General features: G+C 36.3%; 28 protein-coding genes. 16 read left to right on the top strand and 12 right to left on the bottom strand.

Going from position 1 to position 22,100, the window contains the following annotated elements; all coding sequences use genetic code 11:
* Positions 1-219: 219 nt before the first annotated feature.
* On the top strand, positions 220-699 hold the full coding sequence (locus AC2CGR_RS19800; RefSeq protein ID WP_484481085.1) for a GNAT family N-acetyltransferase: 480 nt from the start codon (positions 220-222) through the stop codon (positions 697-699).
* 23 nt (positions 700-722) lie between these two features.
* Here the strand turns inward: AC2CGR_RS19800 and AC2CGR_RS19795 are convergent, their stop codons facing one another.
* Positions 723-1,214 carry a phosphatidylglycerophosphatase A family protein gene (locus AC2CGR_RS19795; RefSeq protein WP_000665103.1) on the bottom strand — a complete coding sequence of 164 codons (492 nt, stop codon included), beginning with the start codon at positions 1,212-1,214 and terminating at the stop codon, positions 723-725.
* 120 nt (positions 1,215-1,334) lie between these two features.
* On the opposite strand from AC2CGR_RS19795, the gene yutH reads away from it, so the two are divergent.
* On the top strand, positions 1,335-2,336 hold the full coding sequence (gene yutH / locus AC2CGR_RS19790) for a spore coat putative kinase YutH (protein WP_016718817.1): 1,002 nt from the start codon (positions 1,335-1,337) through the stop codon (positions 2,334-2,336).
* 61 nt (positions 2,337-2,397) lie between these two features.
* On the opposite strand, the gene AC2CGR_RS19785 is transcribed toward yutH, so the two are convergent.
* Positions 2,398-2,613, bottom strand: a complete 216-nt coding sequence (locus tag AC2CGR_RS19785) for a hypothetical protein (RefSeq protein WP_061685697.1) — start codon at positions 2,611-2,613, stop codon at positions 2,398-2,400.
* 308 nt (positions 2,614-2,921) lie between these two features.
* Positions 2,922-3,158, bottom strand: coding sequence for a NifU family protein (locus AC2CGR_RS19780; protein WP_000431159.1), 237 nt, complete (start codon positions 3,156-3,158; stop codon positions 2,922-2,924).
* 195 nt (positions 3,159-3,353) lie between these two features.
* Here AC2CGR_RS19780 and AC2CGR_RS19775 point away from each other — a divergent pair, with 195 nt between their 5' ends.
* The 5 genes from AC2CGR_RS19775 to phnA all read left to right on the top strand — a co-directional run bounded on the left by AC2CGR_RS19775 (position 3,354) and on the right by phnA (position 6,986).
* Positions 3,354-3,662 (top strand): YuzD family protein, encoded by a 309-nt coding sequence (locus tag AC2CGR_RS19775; RefSeq protein WP_000248590.1) that lies wholly within the window; start codon positions 3,354-3,356, stop codon positions 3,660-3,662.
* Between the two features lie 52 nt (positions 3,663-3,714).
* Complete coding sequence (locus tag AC2CGR_RS19770) at positions 3,715-4,509, top strand: nucleotidyltransferase domain-containing protein (protein ID WP_270184689.1); 795 nt, start codon at positions 3,715-3,717, stop codon at positions 4,507-4,509.
* A 98-nt stretch (positions 4,510-4,607) separates the two neighbouring features.
* A complete protein-coding gene (locus AC2CGR_RS19765) occupies positions 4,608-5,285 on the top strand; it encodes a CPBP family intramembrane glutamic endopeptidase (RefSeq protein ID WP_484481084.1) in 678 nt (225 codons plus the stop codon).
* Positions 5,286-5,614: 329 nt separating this feature from the next.
* Positions 5,615-6,409, top strand: a complete 795-nt coding sequence (locus AC2CGR_RS19760; protein WP_087968569.1) for a DUF2628 domain-containing protein — start codon at positions 5,615-5,617, stop codon at positions 6,407-6,409.
* Between the two features lie 235 nt (positions 6,410-6,644).
* Positions 6,645-6,986, top strand: coding sequence for an alkylphosphonate utilization operon protein PhnA (gene phnA, locus AC2CGR_RS19755; RefSeq protein ID WP_000212737.1), 342 nt, complete (start codon positions 6,645-6,647; stop codon positions 6,984-6,986).
* 200 nt (positions 6,987-7,186) lie between these two features.
* On the opposite strand, the gene AC2CGR_RS19750 is transcribed toward phnA, so the two are convergent.
* The 4 genes from AC2CGR_RS19750 to AC2CGR_RS19735 all read right to left on the bottom strand — a co-directional run bounded on the left by AC2CGR_RS19750 (position 7,187) and on the right by AC2CGR_RS19735 (position 10,157).
* The gene (locus AC2CGR_RS19750; RefSeq protein WP_000679250.1) at positions 7,187-7,984 is read right to left on the bottom strand and encodes an ABC transporter permease; all 798 of its coding nucleotides are present in this window, start codon (positions 7,982-7,984) and stop codon (positions 7,187-7,189) included.
* Positions 7,968-8,627: an ABC transporter ATP-binding protein gene (locus tag AC2CGR_RS19745; protein ID WP_087968568.1), complete on the bottom strand. Its 660-nt coding sequence runs from the start codon at positions 8,625-8,627 to the stop codon at positions 7,968-7,970. Before AC2CGR_RS19745 ends, AC2CGR_RS19750 begins: the two co-directional genes overlap by 17 nt.
* A gap of 54 nt (positions 8,628-8,681) precedes the next feature.
* Positions 8,682-8,855 carry an aspartyl-phosphate phosphatase Spo0E family protein gene (locus tag AC2CGR_RS19740; RefSeq protein ID WP_087968567.1) on the bottom strand — a complete coding sequence of 58 codons (174 nt, stop codon included), beginning with the start codon at positions 8,853-8,855 and terminating at the stop codon, positions 8,682-8,684.
* A 231-nt stretch (positions 8,856-9,086) separates the two neighbouring features.
* On the bottom strand, positions 9,087-10,157 hold the full coding sequence (locus AC2CGR_RS19735) for an NAD(P)/FAD-dependent oxidoreductase (protein WP_000682074.1): 1,071 nt from the start codon (positions 10,155-10,157) through the stop codon (positions 9,087-9,089).
* Between the two features lie 352 nt (positions 10,158-10,509).
* On the opposite strand from AC2CGR_RS19735, the gene AC2CGR_RS19730 reads away from it, so the two are divergent.
* From AC2CGR_RS19730 to AC2CGR_RS19720, 3 genes are all read left to right on the top strand, one after another.
* Entirely contained in the window at positions 10,510-10,749 is a 240-nt protein-coding gene (locus AC2CGR_RS19730; RefSeq protein WP_000595026.1) for a YuzB family protein, read from the top strand.
* Positions 10,750-10,994: 245 nt separating this feature from the next.
* Positions 10,995-11,861 carry a diaminopimelate epimerase gene (gene dapF, locus AC2CGR_RS19725; RefSeq protein WP_000077386.1) on the top strand — a complete coding sequence of 289 codons (867 nt, stop codon included), beginning with the start codon at positions 10,995-10,997 and terminating at the stop codon, positions 11,859-11,861.
* Between the two features lie 41 nt (positions 11,862-11,902).
* The gene (locus AC2CGR_RS19720; RefSeq protein WP_000573821.1) at positions 11,903-12,256 is read left to right on the top strand and encodes a HesB/IscA family protein; all 354 of its coding nucleotides are present in this window, start codon (positions 11,903-11,905) and stop codon (positions 12,254-12,256) included.
* A 106-nt stretch (positions 12,257-12,362) separates the two neighbouring features.
* Here the strand turns inward: AC2CGR_RS19720 and AC2CGR_RS19715 are convergent, their stop codons facing one another.
* Positions 12,363-12,926 carry a GNAT family N-acetyltransferase gene (locus AC2CGR_RS19715; RefSeq protein ID WP_270184691.1) on the bottom strand — a complete coding sequence of 188 codons (564 nt, stop codon included), beginning with the start codon at positions 12,924-12,926 and terminating at the stop codon, positions 12,363-12,365.
* Between the two features lie 725 nt (positions 12,927-13,651).
* Between AC2CGR_RS19715 and AC2CGR_RS19710 the strand changes: the two genes are divergently transcribed.
* Positions 13,652-14,005: a YxeA family protein gene (locus AC2CGR_RS19710; protein WP_087968565.1), complete on the top strand. Its 354-nt coding sequence runs from the start codon at positions 13,652-13,654 to the stop codon at positions 14,003-14,005.
* A 28-nt stretch (positions 14,006-14,033) separates the two neighbouring features.
* On the opposite strand, the gene AC2CGR_RS19705 is transcribed toward AC2CGR_RS19710, so the two are convergent.
* Complete coding sequence (locus AC2CGR_RS19705; protein WP_087968564.1) at positions 14,034-14,495, bottom strand: 2-thiouracil desulfurase family protein; 462 nt, start codon at positions 14,493-14,495, stop codon at positions 14,034-14,036.
* 80 nt (positions 14,496-14,575) lie between these two features.
* Between AC2CGR_RS19705 and AC2CGR_RS19700 the strand changes: the two genes are divergently transcribed.
* Positions 14,576-15,457: a helix-turn-helix domain-containing protein gene (locus tag AC2CGR_RS19700; RefSeq protein WP_087968563.1), complete on the top strand. Its 882-nt coding sequence runs from the start codon at positions 14,576-14,578 to the stop codon at positions 15,455-15,457.
* A gap of 17 nt (positions 15,458-15,474) precedes the next feature.
* Here AC2CGR_RS19700 and AC2CGR_RS19695 read toward each other — a convergent pair whose 3' ends face one another.
* The 3 genes from AC2CGR_RS19695 to AC2CGR_RS19685 all read right to left on the bottom strand — a co-directional run bounded on the left by AC2CGR_RS19695 (position 15,475) and on the right by AC2CGR_RS19685 (position 18,644).
* Complete coding sequence (locus AC2CGR_RS19695; RefSeq protein WP_270184692.1) at positions 15,475-16,722, bottom strand: MFS transporter; 1,248 nt, start codon at positions 16,720-16,722, stop codon at positions 15,475-15,477.
* A gap of 331 nt (positions 16,723-17,053) precedes the next feature.
* Entirely contained in the window at positions 17,054-17,530 is a 477-nt protein-coding gene (locus AC2CGR_RS19690; RefSeq protein ID WP_087968562.1) for a GyrI-like domain-containing protein, read from the bottom strand.
* A gap of 124 nt (positions 17,531-17,654) precedes the next feature.
* Positions 17,655-18,644, bottom strand: coding sequence for an NAD(P)/FAD-dependent oxidoreductase (locus tag AC2CGR_RS19685; RefSeq protein WP_131100972.1), 990 nt, complete (start codon positions 18,642-18,644; stop codon positions 17,655-17,657).
* A 462-nt stretch (positions 18,645-19,106) separates the two neighbouring features.
* On the opposite strand from AC2CGR_RS19685, the gene AC2CGR_RS19680 reads away from it, so the two are divergent.
* The 4 genes from AC2CGR_RS19680 to AC2CGR_RS19665 all read left to right on the top strand — a co-directional run bounded on the left by AC2CGR_RS19680 (position 19,107) and on the right by AC2CGR_RS19665 (position 21,972).
* Positions 19,107-20,315 carry an NAD(P)/FAD-dependent oxidoreductase gene (locus AC2CGR_RS19680; protein WP_000856608.1) on the top strand — a complete coding sequence of 403 codons (1,209 nt, stop codon included), beginning with the start codon at positions 19,107-19,109 and terminating at the stop codon, positions 20,313-20,315.
* A 123-nt stretch (positions 20,316-20,438) separates the two neighbouring features.
* Positions 20,439-20,945: an NUDIX hydrolase gene (locus tag AC2CGR_RS19675; RefSeq protein WP_087968560.1), complete on the top strand. Its 507-nt coding sequence runs from the start codon at positions 20,439-20,441 to the stop codon at positions 20,943-20,945.
* Complete coding sequence (locus AC2CGR_RS19670) at positions 20,942-21,259, top strand: YuiB family protein (protein ID WP_000027019.1); 318 nt, start codon at positions 20,942-20,944, stop codon at positions 21,257-21,259. The genes AC2CGR_RS19675 and AC2CGR_RS19670 overlap by 4 nt, the downstream gene beginning before the upstream one ends.
* Positions 21,260-21,345: 86 nt before the next feature.
* Entirely contained in the window at positions 21,346-21,972 is a 627-nt protein-coding gene (locus AC2CGR_RS19665; protein WP_484481083.1) for a 3D domain-containing protein, read from the top strand.
* Positions 21,973-22,100 lie beyond the last annotated feature (128 nt).

Raw genomic sequence — 22,100 nt, 5'->3', positions numbered from 1 at the left:
CAAGATGACAAAATGTGCCAATTGCTTGAGTTTGATAAGGCGCTAATATCCGTTTTAACGCCTTTTCTTTGATCAAGAAGTGTAGCAACAGCGATTCAAATAAATTGTACCATTTGTTCCACGAGCGTGCGTATGCAATTGTGCATATTTCAATTGAAGGGAAATGAGGCGCGAAAAATGAATGAGTATATATAGAATATTTGATAAGGGGAGAGAAGGATGGATATACATAAGTTAATGGTAGAAGAAGCAAATGAGATAAATACGTGGACGTACGAAGAACCTTATCATTTGTATAGTTTTTTAGGTGAGGAGGAAGCAATAGAAGAATTATTAGATGGGACGTATTACGGCTGTTGCGACGATAATGGGGAGTTTATCGGCTATTTTTGTTTTGGAGAAAATGCACAAGTGCCAGGGGGAAGAGATGCTCATTTATATGGTGGAGAAGATGTAATTGATATCGGACTTGGCATGAAGCCAGCGTTAACAGGGAAGGGGCTGGGGAAAATGTTTTTTCAAGCTGGGATAGACTTTGCTGTTAAAGAATGTAAGTCGAAAACGTTTCGACTTAGCGTAGCGACATTTAATACAAGAGCGATTACGCTATATAAAAACATAGGTTTTCAGCAAGGTCCTATTTTTTTGAGCCGCGGAAGAGAATTTATGCTCATGGAATATGAAAGACCGTCAGTATGAAACTGACGGTCTTTCATATTTTATTATTCCGAATGCTCAGCTCTGTGTGCTAAACGGCTTGAAGCAGCGGCAGCGATTCCGCCAACGATATCATCAAGGAATGTATGCACCTTTCCAGTTGATTTATCATTTAAGTATTCTAAAATACCAGGTTTTAATTTATCGATATATCCAAAGTTTGTGAAACCGATAGAGCCGTACACATTAACGATAGAAAGTGCGATCACTTCATCAATTCCGTATAAGCCTTCATCACGTTTTACGATATCTTGTAACGGCTCACTTAACATTCCTTTTTCAGCGAGAACATCGAGTTCGATACCTGTAATCAGTGCGTTTTGTACTTCACGTTTTGATAATACACGCTCAACGTTATAACGGCATTCTGACATCTCTAAATTTGGATGATATTTTTTTTGAAGAAAATGAACAAGTTCGGCAATATCGTCAATTGTTACACCGCGTTCTTGTAATAGTTGTAATGCTCTTTCTTGTAGTTGATTTGATTCTTTCATGTTTATCACCTTTTTTTCTTTTTAGTATTTGTATACGTTTCGTTGCTTTATCATGTGCATAGGAATGAAAGGCGAGCACAAGCTCATATATATAAAGAAAAACCATAGGTGGCGACTGCGATGATTCATCATATTTATGAGCATTATCACATGCATGTTAAAGAATTAATCCCCCTTGGCCCCTATAAAAGCTTTTGGATTCGCAACAAAATTTATGTACTTGTTCCAATTGGAGAAATGGAGGAAGAAGTACTTGTAGAGATGAAAAAGCTCAGTGATTATATGAACCAGCAAGGGGATATAACTGTAGCGACTTTCGTTCCGACTATACACGGCTACTATGTAAGTGAGATAGAAGAACAAAATTACTGCTTATTAAAAGGTATGCGCGCGTTAGAACGACATGCTATGTCATTAGGAAGTGAGCTTTCTATATTCCATAAACGAGGTGCATTCTTTCCAGAAGAAATTGAGCAATTAAGCCGCATTGGTGAATGGAAAGCGTTATGGGAAAAAAGGCTCGATCAGTTAGAAAAGTTTTGGCAATCCCAAGTAATGAACCACCCTACAGACGTATTCGATCAATTGTTTATTGAATCCTTCCCTTATTACTTAGGAGTTGCAGAAAATGCCATTCAATATGTTGTTGATACAGAAATGGATGACACACCGCAACTAACTGATGCAGCAACAATTTGCCAAGAACGATTCACACCTTTATTATGGCATCAAACGAAGCGTCTCAAACTTCCTTTTGACTGGGTGTATGATCACCCAACTCGAGATATAGCAGAATGGATCCGCTATATGATGATAGAAAAAAAGAAAGACTGGGAGCAAACAATCGTTCAATTTGTTACAGATTATGAACGGAATTATTCGCTATCCTCATTTGGTTGGCGCCTATTATTTGCAAGGCTCTTGTTCCCGCTTCACTATTTTGAAACAGTTGAGCGGTATTACCAAACAGGAAACGAAGAACAAAAAAGCATATATAGAGATCGCTTAGAAGCCATTTTACACGATGTGAACCGCTCTGAGCAATTTATGAAGCATTTTTATGGCTCACTCCGTTTACCAGTTGATAAACTTGGGATTAGAAAATTAGATTGGTTATCTTAAAAATATAAAAAAGAGACCGAGTGAGGTCTCTTTTTTATATACCACAATTGTATGTAATACATTATGCCCCTACCTGTTGATCTGCACATATATTTAAAATGAATTGATGTTTTTCGATTTTTTCATTTACTTTACTCAATAATTCTTGCTGGATTTCTTTAAATAAAAATTGATAGCTCGCATTCCATGTCGGTATAACGGATGAAAGGTCTAATAAATACTCTTTTTTCTTTTCTAGTTCTTGCATTGTTAAAAAAGTGTTCCCCATTTTTGGCATGTGTCGTCCCCCTATGTTTTTTACTTTATATGTGTGAACGATTCACTATATAGTATCAATTATCGCATTTTTTGAGAAGGATTTCCAATTTTGTTTTATGATGTTAACGGAAAAATGTGATTTGAATAAAAAAAGAGACCCAAATGGGTCTCTTTCTAGAAAGCGATGCTGTTTCCGCTTTTAATTAATATCCAGCTCCAGCGGCTAAAATGATTGGTGGCTTCGCTTCTTCCGCCGAGGCAAAAAGCGCCTCTATGTCAGAAGCTCCATCCCCCTCACATTTTGAGCGAGCCGCTGCCGCTTTTAGATTAAAATACTTGTTCTACTTCAATAACGCCTGGTACTTCTTCAAGTAACGCGCGTTCGATACCAGCTTTTAGTGTGATTGTAGAACTTGGGCAGCTTCCGCATGCACCCATAAGGCGTAATTTTACGATACCTTCTTCAATGTCTACTAACTCAACGTCTCCGCCATCGCGAAGTAAGAATGGACGTAATTTATCTAGTACTTCTAGTACTTGTTCTTGCATATGTGGGTTTTCCATTTTTATCGACTCCTTTCATCAGTTTTATTATAATCAAGATAGAGGGGAAAATCTATTTTTTCTCTTCTTGTTTTATTGTCGAAATATTGTATCGTGTTTTTTCAGTATAAGGGTATGGAATAAGTTTGTAAAATGATGTGCTTATGTAATAAGGCATCTGAATATACTGTTAGAACAAGAAGTGGGGGAGAAGAAATGGTTAATGTGCAAGTGTATGGGACGAAAGTAATTTGTGCAAGCTGCGTTGGAATGCCATCTTCAACAGAAACGTTTGAGTGGTTACAAGCAGCAATTGGTCGTAAATATGAAGGACAAGAAAATAAATTTAATTTCGAGTATATTGATTTTCAAGAAGAACAAGAAGATGAAGACAAAAAAGCATTCGCAGAGCGTGTAGTGGAGGAAGATTTATTTTATCCGGTCGTTCTTGTAAATGGAGAAATTGTTGGAGAAGGAAATCCTCGTTTGAAGGATGTTTACGAAGAAATCGAGAAATATTTATAAAGCAGGAAGTCTTTGCGAATTTGCAAAGGCTTTTTTTATTGGAGGGATAGATGTGGAGAATGTAGTAAAGCATGCGTTACCGAAAGAAGTAGAGCAGTTGATGGAGCAATACATAGTAGGGCTAAAAGAAATTTTTTTAGATGAAAAAATAGTCGGGGTATATATTTACGGCTCCATCGCACTCGGTGCATTTCATGCAGAAACGAGCGATGTTGATTTTATTACGGTAATAAGTGATTCTGTGAATGAAGCTGAAAAACAGAAACTGGTAGAACTTCATAAGAAACTTGGCGGTAGTACGTTAGGTAAAAGAATGGATGGTATGTATATTCCGCTTGCTGATTTAGGAAAATACAATGATGAAATGAATGAGTACGTGTATTGTGCAGATGGTAAGGCGAATATAGGGCATTGGGATATTAATGCAGTCACATGGTGGACATTGAAAAATCAAGGTATTACAGTGATCGGGAAAGAAGCAGAAGATCTTCCGCTGCAAATACAATGGAATGATGTAGTAAATACGATGAAATATAACGTAGAACAGTACTGGAGTGAAAAGGCGAAGAAGCCATATTTATTTTTTATAGAAGAGTGGGTACAATCAGCGGTCGTTACGATGGGACGTATTTTATATACACTAGATCATAAAACAATCGTTTCAAAAGATAGAGGATTGCAATATTTGTTCGAACATTCATCGGAAGAATGGGAGCTTTTATTAAAAGAAGTAGCAAGAATACGGGAGAATCCAAAAGAAAAGCGAATGCTCTCAAGGTGGAGAAGAGCGGATATGACGAAGAGGTATTTGCTGCACTTAATTGAGACGTGTAGAGAGAAATGGTAGGGAAGAAAATGGACAATACAGTTGGATGTATTGTCTTTTTTTATGTTTAATTTGGTATATAATGGTTAAAAAGGTTTAATTATACTGGAGGGGATAGGATGGAAACGGAATTAGTTACATATAAAGAAAAGAATGTACAAATGAGTATGCTAGAAGTAATCAGTATGATCGTAATTATTTTTGGGGTAATGTATGGAATTGGTTTTTTGAACCTTTTATATGACTCTTCATTATATCCGTGGTACGTAAATCATCTTATTCCGCCTTTAACATTTCTCACTATCATTTTAATATATTCACCAGCAAGAAATTACTGTTTACAGTTAGTAAAATCAATACAGTTCAATAATTTCAAACATTATGTAACGATAGTAATGACGATGATCGTACTGCTTATATATCTCGCAGTATTAAATTTAGTTTTACCAACGGGAGTTAGTGTGGATGAACCTAATAGAGTAATCGCGCCTACCAAAAGTGAAATCCTTATATACGTAGTGGTGCTCACAGTTTTTGCACCGGTTTGGGAAGAACTTCTATTCCGGGGGATGTTTTTCACGAAATTATCTCAGCGTTTTTCTACGCTCAGTAGCATTGTTATAAGTGCTTTTATATTTACTTTAGGACATCCACTTACTTTAGGTAGTGTATTATATATTTGGGGTGGCGGTATATGTTTAGCTTACACCTATAAGAAAACAAACAATTTACTCGTCCCATGGGGGATTCATGTATTAAATAATTCCTTTTATTTATTAGTAAATTTTCAATTGTAAAAGACGTCCTTTTGAAAATGGCGTCTTTTCTATTTTGTAGTAGGTAGAAAGGGCTTTACGCGCATTGTGTAGAGGCAAGGTAATACAAAATATAAATAGTTTCATGTGAAACATTTTTCATTATCAAATATACAAAATGCTTAACTTAGTGTATTAAACGTATCATTCATAAGTATTCTAATATATTTAAAAGTAAAATGAAATAAGAAACGAATAATTGTCGGAATATATTCGATTTCTGTTTAATTTTATGAAATATGTGTACTTTTTGTTAGATTCCTTCATTTCGCCCATATACAATAAATGTATATAGAAATAAGAAAAGGATGATGTACGTGAAGGACACTGTTTTACAAGAAACAATTTCTCCGCAACAGTTACATACAGTCGTTCAAAAGAATACGGCGTATTATGACTTTAAGTGGGGCAAAGTAGAAAATCCAGCGCAAGGGAATACATGGAATTGGGTGGCCTTTTTCTTCCCAACGTTTTGGTTAGCTTATCGTAAAATGTATAAGTTGTTTATTATACTTACGTTATTGGCGGTACCTAGTATCGTTGTAACTCCTTTTATAGATATTCCAGATGGGATTTATTTAACATGTAGTGTAGTTCTTCAGTTAGGAACGATGATATTTACTGGATGGCAAGGAAATCGTTTATATTATAAGCACGCTGTTCGTGTTCTACATAAGGGAGAAGGTACGCCTGATCATGAGAAAGCATATTACTTACAATCAAAAGGCAGCGCTAGTTTTGCTGGTATGATTGGTTTACAGGTTATAGTGATGATAGTATTTGGTGGAGCTATGTTTGGATTTTCCCTTTTACCAACTGAGCCGAATATTAAAAATGTCGTTCGTTCAAGTAGTGAAGGTGTTACTTTAGAGATTATGACGGATAATCCAACTTGGAAGTTTGTGAAGAAAGAGCAAGATTATGATGTAGTAGAATTTACTGGTTATGATTATACAGAGAAGAAAAACGTGAAAATTAAATTTGCTGTTTATTTTAGTGAAGACTATTTTGAATGGCAAGAAGTATATGAGAATAATAAGAAATTAAGTGAAGATGAGCTAGAAGAGTATCAATTTCACATTGAGGAAAATGGTTGGATATTCTAGTTAGAACTCATTCATTTTGAAAAGGAGAATCTTGTGAAGGTTCTTCTTTTTTACTTGGAAACACTATACGAATTGAAATTTTGTAAAATACAATAAAAAATGAGAATTCCAGGTAGGCTTGTCAATAACGTGAGACTATGGCACTATAAAGAAATGCTGTACAAATTTTATTTATCGAGATGTAAACATCAATTTTGATTTTTACGTATAAATAATGAACGGAGGAAATGAATTTATGGCTACTTTACCAAATTGTCCAAAATGTAATTCAGAATATACGTATGAGGATGGCGTTCTTTTCGTATGTCCAGAATGTGCTCATGAGTGGGGCCAAGAAGCAGAAGCTGAAAATAATGATGGTGCAAAAGTTGTAAAAGATGCGAACGGAAACGTTCTTCAAGACGGCGATGCTGTTACTGTCATTAAAGATTTAAAAGTAAAAGGAACTTCTTCAGTTGTGAAGATCGGTACGAAAGTAAAGAGTATCCGTCTAGTTGATGGCGATCACGATATTGATTGCAAAATCGACGGTTTCGGAGCTATGAAGTTAAAATCACAATTCGTGAAGAAGGCGTAAGTAAATAAAAAGAGGAGGCGTATTGGCCTCCTCTTTTTATTATGTCATTTTTTGTCGGTAAATCGATATTCCTTGTCGAATCGTCGATATATTTCAAAAATCGTTGATATATTTTGAGTTATGATAGATATATTCGAAAAATCGCCGATATAATTTCACTCACCGAGAAAGGTGCATCATTTACCGAGCAAAAAGCTAGATTACCGTCCGCCATAGTCAATATCCTTCAACTGACACCGTTTATTAAAGAACGTTTTATATCCAAGTTGCAAGAAGATAATAACAGCAAAAGCGGTACTTCCTGAAATACCGAGTATAATTGCGATTTGATATTGAATGGCTGTAAATGGTGATACACCAGATAAGATTTGACCGGTCATCATGCCCGGTAAGCTTATAATCCCCATTCCGACCATAGAATTGATCGTTGGTAAAATAGCCGAGTCAAAAGCATCGCGTATGAGCGGAGCAGCGGCTTCTTTCGGTGTTGCACCGAGCATAAGTGCTCCTTCGATTTGGCCTCTTTGCGATTTCATATTGTTTAAGAACGTATTTGCACCGAGAGAAACACCCGTCATGGCATTCCCAACTAACATTCCGGTAATAGGAACGATATATTGCGGTGCATACCACGGATCATGTCCGATAATAACAAAGATAAATAGTAGAAGTGGCCCAATTGATCCGGCGACCATGGAAAGGGCGGCTACTCGTTTTAATTCTTTAGACATTGGGATATTAACTCGTTTATAAATATTAAAAATTGCAAAGGTAGTAATAGAAGTAATGAGAGCAATTGTATAAAATGGATTACTATTTTCAAATACGTATGTAAGGACATATGCAACGAGTACGAGCTGAATCGTCATACGGAATGTTGCGAGCGCGATTTGCTTTTCGCGAGGTATCCCTTTTAATTTCACGAGCCCGATTAAAATAAGAATGAAAATATATGCAGCGGCAAGTTGCCAAATTTGGAGTTCAATCACGCCCTTCAACTGAGAGCACGTCCTTTCTAGTTGCACCGTTTGCTTTACTAATCTCAATAATATCGTCTGCAATTTCTTCTGGAAGCTGTTGTGAGTGTGTGATGAAGATAACTGTTTTTTTCTTTTCTCTTGCTAGCGTAGTAAATTGTTTCATAACGCGTCGTTCTGTATCGCTATCTAGCGCCGAAGTTGGTTCATCTAATAAATAAACAGGTGGATCCATGAGTACGATACGTGCAAAAGCAAGGCGCTGTTTTTCTCCGCCTGATAAGGAATCAGCGTTATCTTCTAAATTTTTTTCTAAGCTAACAACCTTTAATGCGCTTTGCAAAATATCATCATTTGGAAATGGCTTTTCAGAAAGACGAAGTCCCATTAATAGATTGTCTTTAATGGTTCCATCGAAAATAGGTGGCGTTTGCCCAAGCATGACTACGTCACGTCGTAATTGAATAGGGGGATAATCAGAAATTAGTTTTCCGTTATATTCAATTGTGCCAGATGTTGGAGATTGTAGATCATTTAACATACGGAGCAATGTGCTTTTTCCGCTCCCACTCTCACCGATAATACATGTAATTTTTTCTTTTTGAATCTGTAAATAAGGAATGTGCAGTATATCTTTATATGTAACGTCTTTTAATATAAACATAGATGGCTCCTTTCTGATTCTAGTTATATCGTATCAAAAAAGAGAGGAGAACGGTTATAAAGAACAACGTTTTTTCTTCGTCTTGATTTTTATTAATAAGTTAAGTAAACGATCTAATTCTTGACTGAAAGAAATCACTTTATCATGAGTGAATCCGTACTTTTCAACGAGATAGATCAATTCCTTCTTCTTTACTTCTATTCGATCGTTTAGTTTTGTTACGTTCATAAGTGAAATGGAATACCTCCTGTAAAAGTATTTACAACACAAAAAAATAAGACCGAATGACTTCGGTCTTAAAGGAAATAAAACAACTTATAAATAGCATACACTGTTCATCAATAGTTTTTAATATAAAAATGAAAAATAAATCATTATAAATATTGAGAAAGATGTGTCTGATAATTTTAAAAAACTGATGCAAAGAGGCTGCCTACATAGTAGACAGCCTGTAAAGTATTAACCGTTATGATATTTGTACATCCAGAGGATACCGGACTTTAATAACCTCGGTACACGTCCCATTAATGGTTGGTTTGCTAGTAAACCAAAGCCATGCTTCTTACCAAGAGAGCCGAGAACACCTTTTAATTTAATTACAGGTAGTTCGTCAGGAAGTGGTTCATTATTCCAACGTTTTAATAATATTTGGACAATTTGTTCTCCTTGTCCCTCAGCAAGTTGTGCAGATGGTGCATGTGGAAGTGCTGCGCAATCTCCTACAACATACACGTGCTCGTTATTTGGAATATTGTGATATTTTGTTAAAACAACCCGTCCGCTACCATCTTGTTCAACTGGAAGGTTTCGAACAACTTCATTTGCTTGAATACCAGCTGTCCAGACGATTGCATCACATTCAAGTGGTTCATCGTGGTTGTACACAATATTTGGCTCTACTTTTGTAATGTTAGAGTTTCGTATGATAGTAACTTTATGTTTTACGAACCATTCTTCTACATATCTACTTAATTTCTCTGGATATGGGAATAGAATTCTATCTTTTCGATCAAATAAGTAGATTTTTAAATCAGAACGGCTTTCGCGAAGTTCACTTGCAACTTCAACGCCACTTAATCCAGCACCAACGACAGCTACTGTTGCATTTGGTTCTAGACTATTTAATTGTTCATATGTCTTACGTGTTTGTTCAATCGATTGTAGGCTATGTGTATATTCCTTCGCCCCAGGAACGTTATGGTATTTATCCTCACAGCCAAGTCCAATAATTAAATCATCATATTGGATCGCTTCGCCGCCATCGAGATGAACAGCTTTTTCTTCGAGATCAATATTTGTTACTGTGCCGTATTGAATATTGAGGCGTGGGTGTTCAGGAAACGGTATACGAATATGCGTTTCTGAAATAGTACCCGCAACTAATGCATAATATTCAGTTTTGAAGCAATGATATGGTACTTTGTCGATTAATGTCACTTGTACATCATCTGGAAGTTGGTTGCTTGGAAGTAGCCGCTGCAGAATTCTCATTCCACCGTAGCCGCCACCTAATATTACGAGGTGTTTCATGATGGATTACCCCTTTTCTGTTGAAATATCCCCTAATCATAAAATTTTATATTAATAAAATATTTTGACTTTACTCAATCAAATTATATCGAATTTGTGAACAAATAACAATGCATGAATGAATACTCTGTTGTACAATAAGAAGAAAAGTAGAGTAAACTGTTTTTCTTATTTAGTTACCATTTCATCGCAAGTAGCATGTTATATAAAATAAAACCATCTACTTTGAAGTGAAATAGTGAAGTAACTAAATAGTTTAGGATGTATAACGAAAACAACAAGAGACAGCTTAGTTTTCTTCTTATAGATGAAGTCAGAAGGTAATTTGTTTTGTAGTACAGGGGGGAGAATTTTGATTAAACCATTAATTGAATTTTGTGTAGGTAACCTTGCGAGTGGTTCACAAGCAGCTTTAGAGAAATTAGAAAAAGATCCGAATTTAGATGTAATGGAGTATGGTTGTTTAGGATACTGTGGTATTTGTTTTGAAGGACCGTTTGCACTTGTAAATGGTGAAGTTGTACAAGGTGCTACGGTAGAAGAACTTGTTAATAATGTATATGAGTATTTGGATGAAAATCCAATGTTTTAAGGTGTTGCAATCGGCAGCACCTTTTTCTTTTTCTATTAGATAAAATCTTCTTTCGCTGGGGAGGATAATATTGTATATAAATAAAAAAAGGCCCTTTTTAGAAGGGCTTTTTTCTTACACCATTTGTGCAAGAATGGCTCATCGCCAAATGTTGTCAAATATGAGAAACGGGGGACATTCATATTGTGTTCTAAAAGCGTGCATTTTATACTTAACATAACAAATTATTTTTGGAGTGAATATAAATGAGCCAATTTTCTTTTACAAAAATGCATGGTCTTGGCAATAGTTATATATATGTAAATATGTTTGAAGAACAAATTCCTGAAGAAGATTTAGCTCTTGTGGCGGAAAAGGTTTCAAATATTAATACTGGTATTGGAGCAGATGGAATGATTTTAATTTGTCCATCTGATGTAGCACCGGTGAAAATGCGCATGTTTAATAATGATGGATCAGAAGGAAAGAGCTGTGGTAACGGTTTACGCTGCGTAGCGAAATATGCGTATGAGCATAAACTAGTAGAAGATACAGTTTTCACAATTGAAACGTTAGCTGGCATCGTAACAGCGGAAGTAACGGTAGAAGAAGGGAAAGTTACATTAGCGAAAATCGATATGGGAGCACCTCGTTTAACACGTGCGGAAATACCGATGCTTGGTGAAGGGGAAACACCATTTATTCGTGAAAACTTCTTATACAATAATCATCGTTATGCATTTACAGCTGTTTCAATGGGGAACCCGCATGCAGTTATTTTCGTTGACGATGTAGAACAAGCACCTCTTACAACACTTGGACCAGTTCTTGAGACACATGAAATGTTCCCGGAACGAGTAAATGTTGAATTTATCGAGATTTTGAATGAGGAAGAGATGAATTTCCGCGTTTGGGAACGTGGATCTGGTGTAACACAAGCTTGCGGAACAGGGGCGTGTGCTGCAGTTGTAGCCTCTATTTTAAATGGAAAGATGGAACGTGGTAAGGAAATTACAGTTCATTTAGCTGGTGGCGATTTAATGATTGCATGGACAGAAGAAGGCAACGTGTTAATGAAAGGACCAGCAGAAGTAATTTGCCGCGGAGTGTATGAGTACAAGATAGAAGCGTAAAGATGTATAATAGAAGAAGAACAGAAAGGATGGTGTATTTCATGATTGAAGTAACAGAACAAGCAGCTTTTCAAATTAAAGATATGTTAAAAGATGCTGAAGATGGAGAGAAGTACGTGCGCCTTGCTGTACACGGCGGCGGATGTAGTGGTCTTTCTTACGGCTTAGGATTTGAAGTAGAACCAAAAGAAGACGACACAGTTCTTGAGTTTTTCGGTGTCGAATTTGTTATCGATAAAGAAAGTGCGCCCATTGTTAAAGGAGTAAAAATTGATTATAAACAATCTATGCTTGGCGGCGGATTCACAATCGATAATCCAAACGCAATCGCATCATGCGGATGTGGATCATCTTTCCGTACAGCATCGAATGCTGGTAAGCCAGAAGAGTGCTAAGTTTTTAGCAGAAATAGAGAAAGACCTTTTTAGCGATGAAACAAAATCGTTAAGGAGGTCTTTTCTTTTGGCGTAAAAGTCCAATTGGTAAGAGCTCATTAAAGTTTTACTTTATCTTTGCATAGATACAAGTATCAGTTAGTTGTTTGCCGTCAGCTGAAAAATCTTCATTACGTAATACCCCTTCAAGTTCAAAGCCTAGTTTTTCAGGAATCGCACGACTTTTCGTGTTATTAGAGTCACATCGTATTTCAATCCTTCTAAATTTGAATAACTGAAATCCAAGGTTTGTTAACGCGTTTACTGTTTCTGTCATATAGCCACTGCCACTAAATTGCTTGTTAACCCAGTATCCAATTTCACATTTAGAAACATTCCAATTAATTCGGTGAAGGCTAGCCGTCCCAACAAAATCATTCGTCTCCTTTTGATAGATAAGATAGCGGAAGCTTTCTCTTTTCAAAAAATCTATATGCGCATTTCTCAGAAGAATTTCAGTTTCTTCAACAGTAGGAATTGATTGGAATAAAGACAACCACTGCTTTAATTCACGAATTGAATCTTGAATAGCTTCCTGTACTACATTCCCTTCACCAGCTTGAAGTGGTGCTCTAAGAATGAGTCTGTCTGTTTCTATTTGTAACGGAACATCTAACAAAATGGGATTCATATTATTTCTCCTCTCGAAACCTTTAAATTAGGACAGAATGAAACTTATGTAAAAAACTTTCACTCAAAAGCTAGAAAACAATAAATATATATTCACTTCATCATTTAGAAATCCCTTTTCATATATTGAAAACGAAACTGCTAATTGGTACAAAAGATAGCTGTTGAAGTAGCTTTAAGTTGTTCAAATCGTGCATTATTATTTATTTGAGCTTCTTTTAGAGTTCTCTTTTTTCCAGTTATAATGGAAGGGTAGAAAGAGGGGATATATGCTGGAAAATATTTTTGAATTTATATTGAAGTATGTTATAGGTCCCATTTTTAGATTTATAAGATACCTTGTGATAGATATTATAATAGAATGCATAATAGAAGGTGTAATAAACGGTATAAGGAAATTACGTGATAAGTGGCGAAACTGGCGTGAAAGACGTTATTGGCGGTAATAGGTACATAAAAAATTGGCAGTAAAGAGATAGAGGATAAAAAGCCTTAAGGGAGATGCTTCATTCATTTCCCTTAAGGCTTTTTATAATGAAGTAGTAGCAACTCATCCGAATTTAGAATCTGTACTCATTTCAATTGGTGACGGGATGACAGATCCTAGAATAAAGAAATAATTATTATCTTACAAAAGTGTAATGTTCATGTCATGTTTTTGAATTTCTTCTTTAAGCTCTGGGCTTTAAGATAAGACTATAAGAAAAAACATATGAGGTGAAGGAAATGAAAAGATATATTGCACTGTTTAGTATTTTAGTTGTATTCGCAAGCCTGTTAGTAGGTTGTGATATTAACCGTATGGGTAAAGATGAGTATTACGTTCAAATTACAGTAGACGGAAAAGAGTATAATGGTAAGTCTGATAACGGAGAGCCATACAAACATTTTGAGTATAAATTAAAAGGGTTTGATAAAGACGGAAAAGAAAAAGAATTAGAATTTAATGCACAAAAAAATCTTCGTAAAGATGCATTCTTACGTGTATACCATTCAGATAAAAAAGGTGTATCGGCTTGGGAAGAAGTAAAGAAAGACGAGCTTCCTGCAAAAGTGAAAGAAAAATTAGGTGCAAAATAAGAAAGAAAAAAGGAATTGACGAACAGGGTCAATTCCTTTTTATATTCTCAAAATCTTCTTCTGAAATGACTGTAAATCCATGTCTTTTGAATAAAGCAGTTGTTACCCCGTAACCAGTTTGTTTATTCCCGTTAAATTCTCCAGTGTAAATGGTAGAACTACCACAAGATGGACTACGTTCTTTCAAAATAATATATTCTGGGTGTAAATTTTTAATTTGTTCTAGCGCTTTATAAGCACCACTCACGAAAGATTCCGTGACATCTTCACCGTCTTTTGTCATCACTTTCGCTTTTCCATCTAAAACGTCATCGCCATTCCCGCCAATAATCTCAGCTGAAGGACGAGGCGTTGGCAATCCTCCTAATACTTCAGGACAAATGAGGACTGTATCTTCTTGTTGCAGTAGCTCCTCTATTTTTGAAACGAGATTGTCATTTCCATCATACCGACAAGCAATACCACCTAAACAAGCGCTAATTACAATCATATTTTCATCTCCACTAAAAAAATATTAAATAGTACGCCAAATTCCCTTCCTGCCTCTTACTTATAAATGAGGTGATAAAAATGGGAAGCTTATATAACTTAATGAAACCATATAGTGAATTTCGAAGTAAAGAAGAGTTTAATACATATCAAAAACAAGTTTTGAAATATTATCGATTTCAATTAAATAAAACGGATGCTACCATTATTCATTTTTTAGGAAAGTATGCAGTGAATGAGAAACAGAAAACAGTAGGAGTTGCTTGTCCGTTAATGGAGACAATTGCTACAAATGTTGGAAAGAGTATTCGTACAGTACGCCGCTCCATTGCAAAGTTAGAGGAACTAGGAATTATAAAGCGTGTTGCGACAAAAGAAAGACATAGGCGCGGCGGATATAGTGCGAACTTATATGTATTTCTTATATCTGCAATTGACCGCATGGATGACCGTATGAAAATGTCCGCATGTGAAAGTGAGGATTGTGCATCTGGCTGTAGTAAAAATGAGCAAAAATATGAGGGGGAAACCATTCTTTCTAAAAACATTCCACAAATAAAAGAGAATAGAAAAGGAACGTACGAGCTTGATGAGACGTATTGCCGTCACGATATACCGAAGCCTTTTATATATGCACTTCTGCCGATGACGAGTAATCCGAAGAAGATAAATATATTTTGGAGTAAGGTGGAACTTGCATATAAAAAGAGTGGGTTACTAGAGCAAGGTGTGTTACTGGAGCAAATATTAGCTGATGAAGAAGTGTATGGAAATTTCATTTGGCGCGTGAAAAGTGTTGTGAGAGCGTATAAATACGGAGAAATCCGTAAAAATGTGAAGGCACTTTTATATAGTACAGTGCGGGATTTATTTTTAGAGGTTGGATTGGAATGGGGAGCAGCTATGAGAAGAAGTAAGGGAATACCGTTATTTGATCCGTTTAAAAAGGAGCCATGCGTATAACGCATGACTCCAAGTAGTTAATCAAACTTTCTTACAACAGGAACACGAATCGCTACAAATAGTACGAAGACGATAACGGCGATTGCACCACTTTTCATAACGGTTACGATTGGAATTCCTATTGCAAGCGCGATTGATGTGAATGCATAAGAAAGCGGGATAAAGCCCATTGATGATAGCATAAGTAAACTCATTACGCGCCCCATCATTTCTTCTTTTACTGTCGATTGAATCATCGCCATCAGTGGAACGATAGCCATTGCGATTGTAATACCGTAAAACATGCCAGCTAATAATGCTTGCCATAGTAAAGTGCTAAAGTTGATGGATAAGAAGAATACACCAGACAGTAGCATCATGATAATGCAAAATAGACCGCGTCTACGATTAATATTTTTTAAACCGACAATGACAGCGCCTATTGCCATTCCGCCGCCGACAGACGCTTCTAAGTAACTAAACTGAAGCGAATCACCGTGCAGAACATTTTTAACGAAAAGCGGGAAACCGACTTGCATCGGACCGATTAAAAATAAGTTTAGAAAGGCGCTACAAATAAGGAAAGTTGAAAGGAATGGCGATTCCTTTACATATAAAATTCCTTCTTTAATAGAAGTGAACATGCCTTTGTCTGTATTTTGCTGCTCTGGCATCGTAAATTGTATTTTTTGAACGAGTATGGCTGCGACAATGAGTAATAAAATTGTAATCGAGAAAATCGTTTCATAGTTCGTAAATTTGATAAGAATGCCGCCAAGTACAGGGCCTAAGATGACCGATGCTTGGTTTGTCATTTGTGTAAGTGAGTTTGCTTGTGTTAAACGGCTTTTTTCGACAAGTTCAGGCAAGATAGATCCATCAGCTGACCAGAAAAAAGCATCAGCAAGTCCAAAGAATAAAGCGAATAAAGCAAATGTATATAGTGTTACATCACCTACGATGAACCATGTAAGGATAGTTGCGACAAGAATAGCACGAATAATATTAGAATAAAACATAATGTTCTTTTTCGGGAATTTATCAGCTACAGCGCCGCCGATAATCATAAAAATAAGCCTTGGAACACTAAGAGCTACGAAAACAACACCGAGTGATGCCTCAAGGTTTAATGTTTTTGCTATGTACCACGTTTGTGAAAAAGTAAAAAAGGCTAAAGCGAAACTTGAAAAAAGAGTAGCTGCCCAAAGAAAAAGGAAATTCGTATTTTTTAATAACGGCTTTCCGCTTCCTTCTAAAGCAGATTTATTTTGTTGTAGTTCCTCCATATTGCTTCCTTTCTATGTGACAAATTTAAACTAAAAAACTTGTTAACAATCCCTTTATCCCGCGTTAACGGGCAGTAAAACTCCCACCTCAAAATTTGGCTCGAGCAAAGAAGTTAGGTGGGAGACTAACTACCCGTAAACGTCCGATTGGTTCAACTAATACTCAGTGGTGGGGGATGAATACCCCCCCACCACTGAGTATAGTTTCACTTTATACAGTTTCTAATATTTCTATACTGCACTTTCTCATTGTAGACAATTATGTTGCATTTGCACAGTGGCTATTTAACGACAAAAAGAAGATACCAAATGGTATCTTCTTTTTTGTCGTTTAGGCTAATGCAATATAAATATCCAATTGAACGTTGTTTGGATCTAACGCTCTTTCGTCATAAAGCTCAAAGTCTGTTGTAAAAGCACGCTTGTTTTCTTTTGACCATTTCCAAATATAGTCCCAAGCCTCGCAAACGACTTCAGCAACCGGTCCCTTTCTCGTTGTAAATACCGCATACGTAGCGGCAGGTATTGTTAAAGTTGTCATATTTTCAGGAACGTCTTCTAATGAAGAAACGGGCATACCGATTGTGAATTGATATGTACCAGTTTCGTCTGATTCGTAGTTTGAGTAGAAAGCGAATGTTTCTTTCGTTTGTTGATTTGGGATGTGATGCATCATTTGTTCTTGGAAGTAGCGGTTCCAAAGCCCGGGAATTTTTCCTTCTATAGATGCCTCTTTTTCGTTGGTCGTCGTAATCGAAATGCCGATTGCTTGGAAAGCTTCTTTTTTTACGATGATAGGTTCTTTCATTTAAAATATCCCCCTTATTGAATGGAACATTTGTTCTTATTTATTGTAACATATTTTGGAAGGGGATGGTAGCACGATAAAAAAAGAACTCCTTCACATAAAAGGAGTTCTTTTCATTTCTATATTAAAACATACTTGAGCTGTGCATCGGTTGAAGTTTTGCGTTTGGATCGAAGTAAGCTTTCGCATTGTTTACTGCTGTTGGTGCTTCACCGAAGCCGCAAGCAATGAGTTTTACTTTTCCTTCATATGTACAAATGTCACCAGCAGCGTAAATGCCAGGAATATTTGTTTCCATTTTCGAGTTCACGAGAATGCTGTTTTTTTGTATATCTAAGCCCCAGTTTTTAATTGGGCCAAGGGAAGAAACGAAGCCGTAGTTTACGATTACATCATCAACATCGATGACAATTTTTTCTTCCGTTTTTACATGCTGAAGAACGACTTGTTCAATTTTGTCATCACCAATGAGTTCAACTGGAACATACGGTGTGCTTACTTCTGCACGAGAGTTCATTAAGCTTTCTACGCTATGTTCATGTGCGCGGAATTTATCACGGCGATGAACGATTGTAACTTTGTCGGCGATCGGCTCTAACATCATTGTCCAATCTACCGCTGAATCGCCGCCGCCAAATACTACGACGCGCTTACCAGCAAATTTATTCATATCATCAACGAAATAATGTAAGTTTTTCTTTTCGTACTTTGCGGTCCCTTCTAATTCTAAGCGGCGTGGTTGGAAAGCACCATTGCCAGCAGTAATAATAACTGATTTAGAATAGTGAGTCTGCTTATTCGTAACAAGTTTAAATATACCGTCAGCTTGTTTCTCAAGCGTATCAACAGCTTCTTCTAAACAAACGGTTGGATCAAATTTCTTCATTTGCTCTTTTAAGTTATCCACTAATTCTTGTGCGCGCACTTTCGGGAATCCAGCTACATCATAAATGTATTTTTCAGGGTAGAGTGCGGATAATTGTCCTCCAAGCTGAGGTAAGCTTTCAATAATTTTTACACTTGCTTGTCTCATACCGCCATAAAATGCTGTGAATAGTCCTGTTGGACCACCACCAATAATTGTTATGTCGTAAACTTTTTGATTTTCTGCCACTTTCATTCCCCCTATAGATGGAATTTTGATATTGATTTCATATATTGTTCATATGTACACGAAAATCCTGCAAATGATAATACTTTCAAATAAATGATAGCATATTTGAGTTCAGAATACTTCTGAAAACGACTGAATTGTGTGTAAGTTTCCGCATAGATGTTTTTTACATTGTATAAAATATACAGAAAGGAAAATACATGAAAAAAAGGCTGAAAAACCCTTGAAAACGCTATGTTATTTTAAAATATTGATAATTCCCCAGACGCTTGAATTCTGGAATAAAACCGACTAATATAGGGAAGTATTATGTTAAATTTCTATGACAAAATTCGTACGATTTTTTGACTGCGTTTTGTTATGATATAGAATGTGATAAATTCCACATTCTTGACAAATAGAGTTTTTAGTACTTGGTATTATTTTTTATTACTATTATATAAAGAAAAGGGTTGTGATTTGGTGAAGACTCCAAAAATCGTAGTTTTAGGTGCAGGTTATGGCGGGATGATTACGACTGTTCGTCTGCAAAAAGCATTATCTGTAAATGAAGCTGAAATTACGTTAGTAAACAACAACAGCTATCACTACCAAGCGACTTGGTTACATGAGAGCGCAGCTGGTACATTACAAGATGAAAAAATCTGTCTAGATATTCAAGACGTTATTGATACAAATAAAGTGAACTTTGTACAAGACACAGTAGTAGAAATTAAAGCTGCTGAAAAACGCATTATCTTAAAAGACGGCGAGCTAGAGTATGACTACTTAGTAATCGGTCTTGGTTTCGAATCAGAAACATTCGGAATTACAGGATTAAAAGAGCACGCATTCTCAATCGCTAACATTAATGCAACTCGTGAAATTCGTGAGCATATGGAAGCTAGTTTCGCTAAATATGCAACTGAACAACGCGATGAGCTAGTAACAATCGTTGTTGGTGGTGCTGGATTTACTGGTATCGAGTACGTGGGTGAGCTTGCGAACCGTGTTCCTGAACTTTGCAAAGAGTACAATGTACCACGTGAAAAAGCACGTATCATCTGTGTAGAAGCTGCTCCAACAGCACTTCCAGGTTTCGATCCTGCATTAGTAGAATACGCTGTAAAACAACTTGAGAAAAAAGGCGTAGAATTCCGCATCGGTACAGCAATTAAAGAAGCAACTGAAGAAGGTATTATCGTTGCAAATGGCGATGATACTGAATTAATTAAGTCTGAAACAGTAGTTTGGGCTGCAGGTGTTCGTGGTAACGGTATTGTGGAAGAGTCTGGCTTTGAAGCAATGCGTGGACGTGTAAAAGTTGATGAGTACATGCACGCTCCAGGATACGAAGATGTATTCATGGTTGGTGACGCAGCGTTAATCATTAACGAAGAAATTAACCGTCCATACCCACCAACAGCACAAATCGCAATTCAACAAGGTTACAACATTGCACACAACTTAACTGTGTTAGTTCGTGGTAAAGGCGAAATGAAGAAATTCGCATTCGATAATAAAGGATCTGTATGTTCTTTAGGTCATGACGATGCAATGGGCGTTGTTATGGGCAAAAAGTTAACAGGTTGGAAAGCTTCCTTCATGAAGAAAGTTATTGATAACCGTTACCTATTCTTATTAGGTGGACCTTTATTAGTTCTTAAAAAAGGTAAATTAAAGTTCTTTTAATATATAGTAGAAAAAGCAGAAACGGCTAAGAGCTGTTTCTGCTTTTTTCATTTAAAAAATATAGTATAATATATAAAAAAGAAAGAATATTCTGTCCGTTCTAATAGAGGAGGGTATTGCATCATGGAGAAGCGAGGAAAAGTATGGTTAGCTGTCAGTGGCCTAGTAGCTACAAAAGATGGCAGGTGGCTATTCGTTAAGAAAAAATATAGTGGATTAAAGGGGAAATGGTCTTTACCGGCTGGTTTTGTAAATGAAGGTGAGACCGTTGATGAAGCTGTGAAACGCGAAGTGTTAGAAGAAACAGGTATTGTCGCTCATGTGAAGGGAATCATTGGTGTTCGATCGGGCGTAATTCGAAATGAGATTAGTGATAATATGATTATTTTCCTTTTGGAACCTGAAGGGGAAAATATTATTGTACAGGAGAAGGAATTGTCTGAAGTAGCATTTCTACATCCAGATACGATTGCGGACGATCCAAATACGTCTGTGCTTATTACATATTTGTTAGAAAGACAATCAGAATTATATCTTGAAATGGACAAAACATTAAATCCAGGAGAGCAATTTGGTTATACAGCCTATCACGTATTTACGGCGCATACGAAGGAGAGGGAGAAAGAGTGAGTATACCGGTACTACTTATTTCAATGATGTTATTTTTTATTTTGTTTTTTGGAATTGGATTTTTACTCAACATGATATTGCGAGCGACATGGGTAATGGTTATTGTGTATCCGATTGTTTGTATGCTTATTATTAATAAGGCAAGTGTGTGGGATTATTTTTCAAAGCCAAAAGAAACATTTTCTTCATTTGGGACAAGTGTATCGCATTTAGGACAAGCAGATGTGTTTATTTTATCTACTGGATTGGTTGGTGCTGCTTTAGCAGGAATCGTAATTAAGAAACTTCGGAAAAGCGGATATCAAATGTTTTAATCTCCAATGCAATTGGAGATTATTTTTTTGCATATTCCTTCATCGTATAGGGAATGATTAACGATGAAGGAGTGTGGAATATAAAAATGTTAAAACGATATTGTATTCGCATTATGATGACTTGTTTACTTGTATCCGCATTATGCGTAACATGGAATGCTTTCACAGGCGTTTCTTTATTAGAGATTGTAAAGAAGTATGAGGGAACGAGTGCAAAAGAAGTACATGCAACAGAAGTTAAGAGAAATGTTGCTCCGAGTAAAGAAGTGATAAATGCTTTAGAACAGGCAAACGACTGGTCTAAATATCGTTCAATTGAAATGACGGCAACAGGTTATACGTCGGGAATTGAGTCAACTGGTAAGAGGCCGGGACATCCGGAGTATGGTATTACATATTCAGGTGTTAAGGCGAAAAGGGATTTATATTCCACAATCGCAGCAGACTTACGTGTATTCCCAATTGGAACAATTTTATTCGTACCAGGTTATGGGTATGGTGTAGTAGCTGATAAGGGCGGTGCAATAAAAGGAAACCGTCTTGATTTGTACTATGATACGGTGAAAGATGTTTATAGCCAATGGGGTAAGAAAAAAGTAAATGTGTATGTAGTTAAGCTAGGAAACGGTAAGTTTTCAGAAGAAGAATTAACGATGTTAAATCAAGATGAAACGATGCAAGTGTTTCGTGGTCAATATTTAAAACAAAGATAGTCTAGTGGTAATTACGCTAGACTTTTTTTATTTTATAAAGTAGGAAGGCGATTATGTATGAAATAACAGAAGTTAGAATTGTCGCATTTTATCGAAAATAAAGTTATAATAAAGGTAGAGTAGAGAAA

Source organism: Bacillus sp. LSHTCR4 (genome assembly GCF_057197025.1).
The sequence above is the reverse complement of the archived record's forward strand: the minus strand, read 5'-3'. Positions and strand labels throughout refer to the sequence as shown.